Below are 13856 nucleotides of genomic sequence, written 5' to 3'. Positions count from 1 at the left end.
ATGCTTTTAAAAAAGTTAAATTCTTCTAAAAATTTTATATTTAAAAAAAAACAATTAATTTTACGCTAAGTTTTAATTAAATCAACAAATACATGAAAAAGACTACTAATCTAGTTTGGTCGCTTTTGCTTATAGGCGCTTCGTCTTTAAGTTTAAATGCTCAAACTAAAACCCAAGTGGAGCCAGTTCAATTTGGTAAAAAATCTGTATCTTCAGAAAATAAGATAAACACTAACATCCATAGATGTTTAACTGAGATAAACGAAATAGAGTTACAAAAAAAATACCCGAATCGTTTAAATAAGCAACAGTTTGAAACGTGGTTAGCTACAGAAATTGAAAAACAAAAAGCAGATAGAATTAAAAACAATAAAAGTGTTACTGCTGTTTACAATATCCCAGTAGTAATTCATATTGTTCATAACGGAGATTGTGTTGGAACTGGTGAAAACATTACTGACGCACAAGCTATTTCTCAATTAACAGTAATGAATAATGACTTTAGAAGACTAGCTGGTACTCCGGGAGGAGCTAACTCTACTGGAGTTGCTATTGATACTGAAATTAATTTCGTTTTGGCAAAAAGAGATCCAAGTGGTCAACCAACTACTGGTGTAATTAGAAGAGTACTTACTCCTCCAACAAATAATTATCCTGATGGTCCAGGTGGTCCAGATTGGGAACTTAGATCAGAAGTTGAAGCTATGAAAACTACAACTCAATGGGATCCAACTAAATATTTAAACATGTGGATTATTCGTCCAGGTGGTGCTGCTTTAACTGCAGGTGGTTTAAGTGGTTTATTAGGATATGCGCAATTTCCAGAGTCAAGTTTAGGTGGTTTGAGCACAACTCCACAAACTGCAAGTACAGATGGTGTTGTTTGTGCGTTTGATTCTATGGGAACAAAGAATCTTAACGATGGAACTTTTATTTTAAATCCAGGATATGACGAAGGTAGAACTATGACTCACGAAGTAGGTCACTGGGTAGGTTTAAGACATATTTGGGGAGATGATGCTTGTCCTGCTATAGCGTCAAACGTTGCAACAAATGAAGATTTCGTAGCTGACACTCCGGCGTCTGCTGCTGCAAATTATACTTGTGCAGTTGTAAACTCTTGTCCTGCACCTGGTAATGATCAAGTTCAAAATTATATGGACTATACGCCAGATGCTTGTATGGACACATTCACAGCTGGTCAAAAAGCAAGAATGCAAACTATTATGGGCGCTGCACCTAGAAGATCTACATTAAATGCATCATTAGGAGGAACTGCTCCTGCATTAAGTGGAATCTATTTCAAACCTAGTTTAACAAATTGTGGTATTACTGAAGGAACAAACTGTAGTTATACAGATTACAATTTCAACGTTGGAACTACAAAAGCTCCTACTGCAAGTACAATTGTTACTTTCAATGTAAATGGTGCTTCAACTGCAACAAATTTAAAAGATTTCCAAATCATGACTCCAACTGTTACTTTCCCTACAGGATCAACAGCTGATCAGATTTTAACTGTAAGAGTTTTTAATGATGGTATTGGAGAATCAGCGGAAACTGTAGTTATTGGAGCTACTGTCAATGCTGGTGGTGGAGATGCAGTTCTTATTGCAGATTACAACACTGTTAAATTTACAATTAACGACAATGATGTTGCTCCAACTCCAACTTCAAATGTAACTGTTATTGAAGAAACTTTCGATCCTAGCCCTTCAGTAATTGCGTCAATTAAAGATTTAGATGCTGACGGTAATAACTGGGGAATTGGAAATACACCAAACACTATTGGGTTTGATGATAATTTTGCTTTTTCTAGATCTTGGCTTTCACCTAGCACAGGTTTAAATCCTGATAATATTTTATATTCAGGTACTGCATTTACTATTCCAACAGGAACTTCAACATTAAGTTTTGGTATTGGTACAACTCAAGCTGCGCCGTACTTCTTAGAACATTATTCAGTATATCTTACTACTGTAAACCCATCAACATTTACTGTAGCTACTTTAAACGCTCAAACACCAGTAATCAATAATGCTGTTTTAGCAGGTGGAGCTCAAAGAAATACTATTACAGCTAATGTTTCTTCTTACGCAGGACAAACCGTTTATTTAGTATTCAGACATCATAACACTTTTGACCAAAACTGGATCATGTTAGATGACATTTCTATCGTTACAAATAATGCAGCTGTTGTTCAAACAGAAATTAATACTGCAACTAAATACCAAGCATTAGTTCCTGCTGCAGGTACATTTTATGCTGCAGATGCAACTTCAAAAAACATAATGTTAGATGGTACTGTTAATAATTTTGACCATGGTTGTACAACAGTTGAAGTAAACAGAAGTATTACTAGTGCTGGAGCTGCAGCAGTTGACTTCAGTACAAATACTGCTAATAACTTAAAAGTTATGGCTAAATCATTAACAATTGCTACTGCAACTAACAATACTGCTGGTACAGGAACAATTAAGTTTTACTTCACTGAAGCAGAAGTTGCTGGATGGGAAGCTGCAACTGGAAACAGCAGAACTGCATTAAAAGTAATTAAAAACGGTGTAAGTACAGCATTAACAACAACTACTGGTACTTTTGGTACATTCTTTACGTTAACAGCTACTTTCTCAGGTGGTATTAATGGTGTTTACTATTTTGGAACAGCTGCAACATTATTATCAAATCCATCAGTTGACTTTGATAATTCTATTTCAATTTATCCAAATCCAAACAATGGTGTATTTAACATTCAATTCACATCAGATTCAAAAAATAAAATTAATGTAAATGTACACGATATTAGAGGTCGTGAAGTTTATTCAAAATCATTTTCTAACAATGGATTCTTCAATGAACAAATTCAATTAAAGAATGTTCAAAGTGGAATTTACATTGTTACTATAAAAGATGGTGATAAAAAACAGGTTAAGAAAATTATTGTTGAATAATTAATTTTCTTTCTTTAAAAGCAAGGCAACCTTTAATTAGGTTGCCTTTTTTTTGCTTCATTATATTTCAAAAAAGCATTTATAATAAAAATCAGAAACACTTATACTAACTTTAAACACAAGCGTCTACTAAGTTCTTTTAGTATTTACAATTATTCTACACACTTGACTTAAAACTCTTTACATTTTACAGTCATAATTCTAATACTTATAATTAAACCATAAAACTATTTCAAAATATTAAATACAGTTTAAATCGTAACAACATCATTAAGATATTGATTAAATGCAAAGCTCACAAGAGCTTAAAAGTGTTCACTAATAACTTATTATTTTAGACATAATTATCTAAAATCAAACCATAACAAGTAAAATACAACTAAAAAAACTACAGCACCTTTTAAAATAAAATAAACCAACTCATTTCATTAAATAAAAAAATTGGACAAGATTATTTCATACAGATACAGAAATCTATTCATAAAAAAAGGATTGGTAAAAACCAATCCTTTTTAATTCTATATAATGAGAAATTAATCTTTTATAAAACGTAATGTTTTAGAAAATTCCCCCAAAGTTAAATTAATAAAATACATACCTGCTTGGTAGTCATTCGTATTAATATTTAAATCATTTTCAGAAGAAACATTTTTGGTTAAAACTTTTTGTCCTAAAGCATTATAAACTTCAAAATTACCAACAACATCTAAACCTTGAGGCACAGAAATTGTAACTCTTTCTTTAGCAGGATTTGGATATAATACAACATCATCCATTAAACTAAAGCTATCAGAATTTAAGGCAACATTATTAGTAAAATAATGAACTTTTGAATTTGGTGTATTTCCACCTGGACCAGTGAATGCAGTTTCATTTACAACAGTTGTAGCACCACCAGTTACAGTGTAGTAACCTTGTACAACCCCATTATTTAATCCATCTCCCCATGAATCCATCATTGTTAAATAATAACAACCTGTAGGCAAATTCCAAACTGTATTATTTTCTAAAACTTGAGTTCCTGAAGGAATATCAGTATATGCACCATGAGAATACAAAATGGTTCCAGCTTGATTTCTTAATGTCCAAGAAGTTTCACTACCATATGAATCTCCAACAAGATTAAATGTAAATGTAGTTGAGTTTGCATAAGCAAGAGTAGAACCAAAACTTTTAGTAGCTACATTATTTGATGCTCTTTGATCTGCACCACCATTAGCAGCAGTAACAGAAACCGTCAATAATCCGTTAACTGAAGAATTTGCTAAAACAATAGTAGCATACTTATTTGGCGCTAAATTTCCAGTCCAGTTATTCGTATAAACTGTACCTCCAAAATTATAACTTAATGTTGCAGAAGTTAAGTTAGAAGTACCTCTATTATACAATAATACAGTTTTTGCTGGCGAAGCTGGATTAGGAGTAGTACATGAAGGCGATGCAGCTCCACAAGCCATTTCAATTTTCACTTCTGCATCATTTGCAAATAAAGGAATCGCTACATCTTTGTTAGATGCTGCATAATTTCTTCTTGGCGAATTCCCTAAAACTGTTAAAATTCTAGTTTTCTGACCTGCAGTAAAAATATTCATACAAGTATCATCAGTATAATCCATATAATTAGCAATCATATCATTACCTGGATTTAAAGGGCAACTATTTGTTCCTGCTGGACATCCAAAATTTGACCCAGCAGAAGCTGGTGTATCCGCTACAAAATCTTCATCATTAATAGTGTTAGTTGCAGGACAAGCACTGTTATCACCCCAAATATGTCTTAATCCTAAAAAGTGACCAACTTCATGAGTCATTGTTCTACCTCTATCGTATGGAGGAGAAAAACTTCCAGTAGCCAAAGCAGAACTACCAAAAGTAGCAAAATTTGCCACTACACCATCTGAATTAGGATCTTGTGCAGCAGGACTCATACCACCTAAATTTGATTCAGGAAATTGAGCATACCCAAGTAATGTATTGTCTGAAAAATCAACTGACCACATATTCATATACAAAGCTGGATCCCAAATAGTAGTAGGCTTAACAATAAGATCAATATCGTCAGTAGACCAAGAAGCCTGACACAAATTAACTCTATTAATACCATTAGTTGGATTTCCACTAGGATCAACTTTTGCTAAAATAAATTCAACTTGAACATCAGCACCAACTGGATCAGAATTAAAACCAGGTGTACCAGACATTCTTCTAAAATCTTGGTTCATCACTGTGATTTGAGATTGAACTTGCTCGTCAGAAATGTTTTCATTCGTACCATAGGCATCTCCGTTATGAATAACGTGAACAACAACTGGAATATAAATAATTCCACCACTTTGAGAAGCAACTTCTCCAATTGATCTTTGCTCTTCAATTTTTTTAGCCATCCATTTTTCAAAAAGTTCCGCTGATTCTTTTGATGGATTTTTTTCTCTTAAATATTGTTCGTATTCTGAAGTAGCACATCTAATATGCCCTGAAGGAGAAATGTTTTCAGGAAGTACTTTTTTCCCAAAAACAGTTTTGTCACCAGATTTGTTTTGTGCGTAAACAACGCTTCCAAAACAAAAGATTAATGACAAAAATAAAGTAGTTTTTTTCATTTTATTAATATGATTTGGTTAATTAATTGAACAAATATAACCAAAAATCACATTTTTAAAAATAATAGTCAAAATTTTTACATTTCAACAATCTATTTACCATTAAATAAATTCATGGTATTGTTTAAACCTGCTAGAGCGAAAGACTTTATTATTTCAGAAGAAATACTTAATCTTTCATTTAGAGCTTCTTTTTCTTCCAAAGACCATTCTCCTAAAACATAGTCAACCTGCTTGCCTTTTTTAAACGCATCGCTAATTCCAAATCTAAAACGAGGATATTCAGTTGAATTCAACAAAAGCTGTATGTTTTTAAGCCCATTATGACCGCCATCAGAGCCTTTTGTTTTGATTCTAATACTTCCGAAAGATAAATTCAAATCATCCGTTATTACAAGCATATTGTCTTTTTCAATATTTTCCTTTTCCATCCAATATTTCACAGCTTTACCACTCAAATTCATATAAGTATTTGGCTTTAATAACAAAACTGTTCTTCCTTTAATTTTGAATTCTGCAACATCACCTAATTTTTGAGTTTGAAAAGAAATATTTTCTTGATTTGCAAAATAGTCTAATACTTTAAATCCTATATTATGTCTAGTATTTACATACTCTGCACCAATATTCCCTAAACCAACAATTAAAAATTTTTTCATTTCCTGATATTCTTTTGAATTAACTTCTTCCAACTCGGTTTTAGAATTCGAACCAAAAAATCGAAGTAAAGACTTTATTACATTCATTTTATTTACACTTACAAAAATAAAAAAAGGGCTGAAAAATTCAGCCCTTTTTTTATTTTTCAATTTCTATTTTTTAGAATTTACCTCTATTGTCAACAATATCAGCTTTATCTTTTAATCCTTGAACAACTCTGTATGATGCAGCACCTTTTGATTGTTGATTCAATTGATCAATTTGAGTTTTATAATCTTTTACAGCTGGAGCTTTAGTTAATGCTTTAGTTCTAACCATAAATAAACCAGAATTACCTTCAATTACTTTAGATGTTTTTCCAGAAGCTAATCCTAATGCAGCTCCAACAACTTTAGGCTCGTATCCTAAGTTAGGAATCATTGGAGAAGCCATTGAAGCACCAACAGCTGGAGAAATAGATGAACCAGTTGACTTAGAAATTGCTTCTAATGTAGTACCAGTCATTTTCTTTTTAAGAATAGCTGCTTTTTTCTCATTTTTAATTAATGGTTCAACAGATTGTTTTGCTAATTCTAATGGTAAAAGTCCATCATCATTTTTAGATTTTAATTTTACAATTGCAAATCCTACGTTAGCGATATCAAAACGTTTTACGTCATTAACATTAGTGTCATCATTGAAAGACCAAGTTACAATTTGTCTTTGTAAACCTAAGTTAGCTACATTTTCGTCATAAGCTTTTACGCTAGTAACTGGAGCGATAGTTAAAGCAGCTTTTTTAGCAGCTTTTTCAAGTCCATTTGCTAGTGCATCCGTTTCAACTTTTAAAGCTTTATTGTAGTTAATATCTTCTGTTTTTTCAGATGGTTGTACTTTTAAGGCAACAGTAGCTAATAAGACAGCATCATTTTTACCTTCAACTTTCATAACGTGAAAACCAAAGTCAGTTTCAACTACACCTGTTTTTCCAACTGGGTTGTTAAATAAGAAATCATCGAAAGGTTTAACCATTTGTTTTGGAGCTACATTATCATAAACTCCACCATTTTGTTTTGAACCTTGGTCATCAGAATTTACCATAGCTAACATTCCAATACTACTTGGATTAGCATTAACTTGTGCTAATAAACCTTCTGCTTTAGCTTTCGCTTCTTCTTTTGTTAACTTAATTGATGGAGCAGCTTGCATTGCACCTTTATAAGCGATTAAGATATGACTTACTTTAGCAGTAGCTCCTGATTTTCTACCAGCAACTCTTGATAATTTAGAATAGCCATTATCAGTATATGGTCCGAAAACTTGTCCTGGTGCTAACGTATATAATTGTTCCGCGAATTGTGGATTAATATCTTTTTTAGCTACATAAGTAGAATCAAATTTGATTTCAGAATATTTATTAACGTAATCAGCTAAATTTGTTGCAGAACGGAATGAAGGAATTGTATCATTCACACCATTTTTCATTTCAATTTTACCATTAACAAAACCATCAATTTTAGATTTCATTGCAGCTTCGTCAGCAGCAGATGGTTTGTTTTCAACTAATACATATTCTATTGATCTTGTATTATCTGATTTGAATTTCTTAGGGCTTTTTTTCATGTAAGCAATAATTTCCTCGTCAGTTACCTTAACTTGGTCATCACTTACTGTAGAAAATGCTAATGCTACATAATCGAAATCAACTTTATTGTTATCTCTTTCGTATTTTAATTTACCTTCAGCTTTAGTTGTATAAACACTTGATTTAATTAATGTATTATACATTTGTTCTTTAGCGAAATCTTCAATTTGAATTTCGTAAGCTTTCCATTGGTTCCATTGTGTTTGGTCTGGAGCGCTTTGTAAAGAATTGATATATTCAGCAAATTTTTTATCGTCAAATTTACCCGCAGCATTTAAAAACTGTGGAGATTGAGACAATTGAGGGTCATTTTTGATAACCGCCATTAATTGTTCTTTTCCAAGTAATAAACCAATTTTATCATATTGTTCAGATAATAAAGCTTTTCTTACTTCTTGTTCCCAAACTGAATTTAAAGCTTGAGTATTGCTAACACCTTGTTGTTGTTTTTCAACATTAGCCACTTTAGCCATGAATTCTTGGTATTCAAATTTTGTTCCATTGATTGAACCAATGTTATTTGAACCTCCGCTAAATCCACCACTTTTAATTACATCTGCTAATACAAATGAAAATAATGCTAATGCAATGATTAGAACTAATAAGATAGAACGTTGTCTAATTTTTGATAAAATTGCCATTTTTATATTGAGTTATTTTTTTATTCAGTGGGCGAAAATACAATTATCTATTTAATAATAAAATAGTATTGCCAATTTTTTTACTTGTTTTCTTGATTGTTTTCCATTTTCTTTAAAAAACTTCTTCTCACGAAGAACATAATTATAAATCCAACCGCAATAATTGCTTGTAATCCATAATCTTGTTTATTTAAAATTTTATAAATTACAGAAACTGAAAATACAATTGCTGCAACCAAATATAAGTATTGAGAAAATTTGTAGTATTTCATATATGTAAATTTTATTTTTTAGTGACAATATATAGCATCGCTTTTATTTATTAGTGTTTATCTACAATAAACTCTTTTTTAGTAGCGATTTCATAGTTTATATTATTTCATGTTATTAACTTCTCCGTTATTATTTTGCATATTGAAAATTTTAAAGTCTTTACTAAAATCTATTCCAACACCTTGCAAAAAACTTCCGTCTGCATCTTTAAATTTAAAAAATTCTTCAGTAAAAAACCATTCGTTTTTCTGATCAAAATATAATTGATTGGTTTCTAAAACTTTTCCATCGTAAGTTGCGATTTTTACGTTTCCGATTAAATCAATTACTTCTGTTTTTTTATACGAAATTGCTTTATCAGCCACAACAGTTGTTCTGTTCCCATTATCATCAATAAGAGTCACTAAAACTGCTTTAGGAAATTCTACAAAAGGATTTTTTGCTGTAGAATAGTCGACCATTTTTAAACTCTGCACTATCGATTTTACGCGACCAGAATCCGTATATTTTAAATTAATAGAATCCGCTTCACCAGTTGGAACAAACGAAGTTTTATAAATTCGCTGAACATCTTTTAAATTACTCTCGCAACTTTGTAAAAACAAAATCAGAGTAAAAACGAGTATATATTCAACAAATTTTTTCATTCTATTAATTATATAATGTTCTTTTGAACCATTTATCACTGAAAATTAATCCCAAACTAACAGAAAAATAATCTTCACGAACCAATCCGTTCATTACCGTCCCTCTTTGTCCGTATTCAATTCCTAAATTTAAGCTTGAAAATGATCCAGATATTGGCAATCCAAAACCTAAAGTCATTGCTTTATCTTTAATCGCTGTGTTATTAACTACTAAACCTGTGTTTTCAAATCTGAAACCACCACGGTAAGTAATTCTTGCTAAATAGTTGTTGTACGAATCGAATTTAGGAATAATAAAACCTCCAATAGATATTTTTGTAGCATTTTCATATGATACATTTGAATAATTATCAAATCTATTAATTTGACTTCCAGTTCCTGAGAATGTTAAATCTCCACCAACAAACCATTTTCTATTTCCAACACCAGCACCAAGAGCTAATTTTGATGGAATATTAAGTTTTGTATCTGCAACAACAACCTCTGTATCTGAAGAAGCTGGAATTACATTTCCATTAGAAGTAGTAATCAAGGCAACTTTTCTTGTATTATTAGAATTTAATTTAGATTCAGGAGAATAAACTAAACTAGACATAAAATTTAATTTATTATTAAGTTTCGTATTATATGTAAAACCTGCATTAAATGCGATTCCTGACAAAGAAGATTCATTTACTTCTCTTGAACCTGTTTGTAGATTTACTCCAAATTTTTGAGACTCGGTATTAATCGAACCAAATAAATATTGAAAATCTAAACCTACACTAAATTTTGAATTAATTTTATATCCAGAACCGAAAAACACTTTATTCACTCCACCACTTCCTAAATACCTACTTACAGTATTATCAACAGCTATATTATCTTTTTTAAATCTATAACCAACTGCACTTTGAGGCAACAAACCAACAGAAACTCCTAATTTTTTAGAAACGGGAAAACCCATAACTAAATAATCGAAAGTTGTTTTTTTAGCTTTTTCAAGTTGTGTACCCGCATTTAATTTATAAAATGAACTTGTTGCACCAACTTGAAAAGTAGTTAACATTTGATTAGAATATGTAGCTGGATTTAATACGTTAATGTGCGTACTATCTGAGTAAACACTTATTCCACCCATGTTAACAATATCATTAGTACCTTTAAATTTTGCGCTTCCAATTCCGTAAAAAGAATAAGGCGAAGGAGTATTTTCTTGTGCAGAACCGAAGCTTGCTAGTAGTATAGTAACTATTAAGGCAATTTTTTTAATCATTTTGTAAACTATAAGTGTATAATTGTTGTAAACTTTTTAATAAGAAATTTTCATCGGCAAATATGACACTTTTTAATCGATTAGCCAAAAAATTAGCGTCTCCGCCTGTTAAAATTATTGTAAATTGTTCGTTTTTAACAGAATATTGAGAAACAAAGCCCTCAATTTCATTACACAAACCATTAACCACACCAGAATGAATGGCTTCTTCTGTAGTATTCCCAATAAAATTTTCTGGAGATTTTTTTAACAACAAGGGCAATTTCGCTGTATAATTATGTAATGATTCGTAACGTAAACGCAAACCTGGAGAAATCGCACCACCTAAATATTCATTTTTATTTGTTACGAAATCATAAGTAACGCAAGTTCCAGCATCTATAATTAAAGTATTTTGATTTGGGTATAATAAAACAGCTCCTGCAGCCAAAACCATTCTGTCTACACCTAAAGTTTTAGGAGAACCGTATAAATTTTTGAATGGAAAAGCAGAATCATGACTAATTTCAAGTAAATTCAAATGACTTTTTAGCCACAAAATATCAGTTTCATCTAGTTTTCCGACCGAAGAAAGCACTGCATTTGTACAATTTGAATATTTTTTTAAAATATTTTTAAAATTATTTTTAAGCTCATTTTTTTGAAAAACAAATTTTTCAATTAAGTTAACCTGTTTAAAAACAGCGACTTTAATGTTTGTATTTCCTACATCAATAGTAAGTATCATATCTAAATATTAGAATTGCAAATGTACGAAAATGATTTTTTTTATTTTTTGTTTTGGAAAATATAAAAATGGTTCTATATTTGCACCCGCAATAAGGAAGTAATATTACAGAATTATTCAAGGTACCTTAGCTCAGATGGTAGAGCAATGGACTGAAAATCCATGTGTCCCTGGTTCGATCCCTGGAGGTACCACAAAAATTTTCCGTAACAGGCTTTTAATTAAGTAGTTACGGATTTTTTGTTTTTACTAGGGACGACATTCGAGCCAACATTCACTCACCACATCTATCTCACGAAATAATATTTAATTTTATCTATAATAAATTTTATTATTTCATAATTCCTGAATTTTACAAAACATAATAAATTTAGATATAAGAAAAAGGCGGGGTACACCAAAAATCATCAATCCAATGGGGGTATTATACGTAGGTGGTTAAACAATCTATCTATAAAAATATCGTATTTTTTTTTAACTAAAACTTCATCCTCTGTATTCTAACAGCGTTTAAAATAGCCAATAAAGCAACACCTACGTCTGCAAAAACGGCTTCCCACATTGTAGCTAAACCACCTGCTCCAAGAACCAAAACAATTGCTTTTACTGTAAATGCTAAAATAATATTTTGCCAAACAATTTTCTTAGTTTGCTTACCTATGTTTATTGCCAAAGGTATTTTGCTTGGTTTATCATCTTGAATAACAACATCGGCAGTTTCTATTGTTGCATCGCTTCCTAAACCACCCATTGCAATACCTACGCTACTTAAAGCAACTACAGGTGCATCGTTTACACCATCTCCAACAAAAGCTACAGTTTCGTTTTTTGCAATGATTTCTTTTACTTTATTTACTTTATCCTCTGGCAATAAATCACCAAAAGCATTTGTAATTCCAAGTTTTTGAGCAACAAATTGAACTACTGTATTTTTATCACCACTTAACATTGTGGTTTTTATACCTAGTGCTTTTAGTTTATCAATTGTGATTTGTGCATCTTCTTTGATACTGTCAGCAATAGTTAAATAACCTACAAACTTTTTATCATAAGCTACAGCAATTAAAGTATAAACTATACTCGACGGGTCAACATCATAAGCAATAGAAAATTTATCCATCAATTTAAAATTACCAACTAATAATTCTTTTCCTTTTACGTTTGCTTTTAATCCGTGTCCTGATATTTCTTCAACATTTTGCAAAACAATTGAAGTATCAATATCTCCAACAAATTGATGTATAGCAGTTGCTACTGGATGTGTACTTTGACTTTCTAAAGCATTAACCATTTTTAAAATATCCTCCTTATTGAAATCGGAATTAAAAACAACTTCTTGAACTTTAAAAACTCCTTCAGTCATTGTTCCCGTTTTATCCATTACAACATTTTGAACGGAAGCCATTACATCAAGAAAATTACTTCCTTTAAAAAGAATTCCATTTTTAGAAGCTGCACCAATTCCTCCAAAATATCCTAAAGGAATACTAATAACTAAAGCACAAGGACAAGAAATAACCAAGAAAATTAATGCTCGATACAGCCAATCATTAAACTGATAATTCTCTATAAAAAAGATTGGCAACAAACATATTGCAACGGCTAAAGCAACTACAATTGGAGTGTATATTTTTGCGAATTTTCTAATAAATAATTCTGTTGGTGCTTTTTTAGACGTTGCATCTTGCACCATTTCAAGAATTTTTGACAATTTACTATCCGAATAAGCAACAGTTACTTTTACTTGACAAACCGAATTTAAGTTTATCATTCCTGCTAAAACTGTTTCCCCTTTTGCTTTTGTATCTGGTTTACTTTCTCCAGTTAATGCGGCAGTATTGAAAGAAGCTGTATCAGAAAGTAATTCACCATCTAAACCTAATTTTTCACCTGCTTTAAGTTGGATTATATCTCCAATTTTTGCGGTTGAAGCTTTGATTGTTTTAGCTACATTATTTTCTAAAATAGTAACTTCGTCTGGTCGTTGGTCGAGCAATGTTTTAATATTAGCCTTTGCTCTTTGAACAGCCAATGTTTGGAATATTTCACCAATAGCATAAAATAACATAACAGCTACACCTTCAGGAAATTCGGCTATTGCAAATGCACCAATTGTTGCAATTGACATTAACAGAAATTCTGAAAACACATCACCTTTTTTAATGCTCTCAAAAGCTTCTTTAAGTACAGGAAATCCAACAGGAATATAAGCTACAACATACCAAGCTATTCTAATATAACCAGTAAACCAATTTTGCGTAAAATAATTATCGAAACCAATTGCAATCAATAATAAAACAAAACTTATTATTGCTGGTAAAAACATTTGAAACGTTGATTTTTCCTCGCTTGAATGGTCGTGGTCGTGTCCATCATCATCAGAATGATGTTCGGTTTTTTTATTTATTTTTTCTTCTAATGAGCAACAAATTTGTTTTCCTTGCTTGTCGTAAATGTGCTGATGTTCCATAATATAAT

Annotated in this window: 9 protein-coding genes and 1 tRNA gene; 2 read left to right on the top strand and 8 right to left on the bottom strand. The window is 31.2% G+C overall.

The window, feature by feature from the left end; genetic code table 11:
• Positions 1-92 precede the first annotated feature (92 nt).
• Positions 93-2951, top strand: coding sequence for a T9SS type A sorting domain-containing protein (locus BMX42_RS12925; protein WP_091315216.1), 2859 nt, complete (start codon positions 93-95; stop codon positions 2949-2951).
• A 533-nt stretch (positions 2952-3484) separates the two neighbouring features.
• Here the strand turns inward: BMX42_RS12925 and BMX42_RS12920 are convergent.
• The 7 genes from BMX42_RS12920 to BMX42_RS12890 form a co-directional block, all read right to left on the bottom strand.
• The gene (locus tag BMX42_RS12920; protein WP_091315213.1) at positions 3485-5551 is read right to left on the bottom strand and encodes a T9SS type A sorting domain-containing protein; all 2067 of its coding nucleotides are present in this window, start codon (positions 5549-5551) and stop codon (positions 3485-3487) included.
• Positions 5552-5643: 92 nt separating this feature from the next.
• A complete protein-coding gene (gene pth / locus BMX42_RS12915) occupies positions 5644-6297 on the bottom strand; it encodes an aminoacyl-tRNA hydrolase (protein ID WP_177169173.1) in 654 nt (217 codons plus the stop codon).
• A 73-nt stretch (positions 6298-6370) separates the two neighbouring features.
• On the bottom strand, positions 6371-8476 hold the full coding sequence (locus BMX42_RS12910; protein WP_091315209.1) for a peptidylprolyl isomerase: 2106 nt from the start codon (positions 8474-8476) through the stop codon (positions 6371-6373).
• Positions 8477-8556: 80 nt separating this feature from the next.
• Positions 8557-8748, bottom strand: coding sequence for a hypothetical protein (locus BMX42_RS12905; RefSeq protein WP_091315204.1), 192 nt, complete (start codon positions 8746-8748; stop codon positions 8557-8559).
• A 102-nt stretch (positions 8749-8850) separates the two neighbouring features.
• Positions 8851-9396 carry an LPS export ABC transporter periplasmic protein LptC gene (gene lptC / locus BMX42_RS12900; protein ID WP_091315332.1) on the bottom strand — a complete coding sequence of 182 codons (546 nt, stop codon included), beginning with the start codon at positions 9394-9396 and terminating at the stop codon, positions 8851-8853.
• 4 nt (positions 9397-9400) lie between these two features.
• Positions 9401-10651, bottom strand: a complete 1251-nt coding sequence (locus BMX42_RS12895; RefSeq protein WP_091315199.1) for a BamG family beta-barrel-assembly machinery protein — start codon at positions 10649-10651, stop codon at positions 9401-9403.
• A complete protein-coding gene (locus tag BMX42_RS12890; RefSeq protein WP_091315196.1) occupies positions 10644-11378 on the bottom strand; it encodes a type III pantothenate kinase in 735 nt (244 codons plus the stop codon). The genes BMX42_RS12895 and BMX42_RS12890 overlap by 8 nt, the downstream gene beginning before the upstream one ends.
• 121 nt (positions 11379-11499) lie before the next feature.
• Between BMX42_RS12890 and BMX42_RS12885 the strand changes: the two genes are divergently transcribed.
• Positions 11500-11572, top strand: a tRNA-Phe gene (locus BMX42_RS12885).
• 284 nt (positions 11573-11856) lie between these two features.
• Here the strand turns inward: BMX42_RS12885 and BMX42_RS12880 are convergent.
• Entirely contained in the window at positions 11857-13848 is a 1992-nt protein-coding gene (locus BMX42_RS12880; RefSeq protein WP_091315192.1) for a heavy metal translocating P-type ATPase, read from the bottom strand.
• Between the last annotated feature and the right edge of the window lie 8 nt (positions 13849-13856).

The sequence above is a fragment of the Flavobacterium terrigena genome (assembly GCF_900108955.1).
Classification (GTDB): domain Bacteria; phylum Bacteroidota; class Bacteroidia; order Flavobacteriales; family Flavobacteriaceae; genus Flavobacterium; species Flavobacterium terrigena.
Note: the sequence above shows the minus strand (reverse complement) of the source record. Positions and strands in the feature narration are given on the sequence as shown.

Coding starts and splice junctions, on each gene's coding strand:
- BMX42_RS12925 (WP_091315216.1), top strand. CDS start 93: ATGAAAAAGACTACTAATCTAGTTTGGTCGCTTTTGCTTATAGGCGCT.
- BMX42_RS12920 (WP_091315213.1), bottom strand. CDS start 5,551: ATGAAAAAAACTACTTTATTTTTGTCATTAATCTTTTGTTTTGGAAGC.
- pth (WP_177169173.1), bottom strand. CDS start 6,297: ATGAATGTAATAAAGTCTTTACTTCGATTTTTTGGTTCGAATTCTAAA.
- BMX42_RS12910 (WP_091315209.1), bottom strand. CDS start 8,476: ATGGCAATTTTATCAAAAATTAGACAACGTTCTATCTTATTAGTTCTA.
- BMX42_RS12905 (WP_091315204.1), bottom strand. CDS start 8,748: ATGAAATACTACAAATTTTCTCAATACTTATATTTGGTTGCAGCAATT.
- lptC (WP_091315332.1), bottom strand. CDS start 9,396: ATGAAAAAATTTGTTGAATATATACTCGTTTTTACTCTGATTTTGTTT.
- BMX42_RS12895 (WP_091315199.1), bottom strand. CDS start 10,651: ATGATTAAAAAAATTGCCTTAATAGTTACTATACTACTAGCAAGCTTC.
- BMX42_RS12890 (WP_091315196.1), bottom strand. CDS start 11,378: ATGATACTTACTATTGATGTAGGAAATACAAACATTAAAGTCGCTGTT.
- BMX42_RS12880 (WP_091315192.1), bottom strand. CDS start 13,848: ATGGAACATCAGCACATTTACGACAAGCAAGGAAAACAAATTTGTTGC.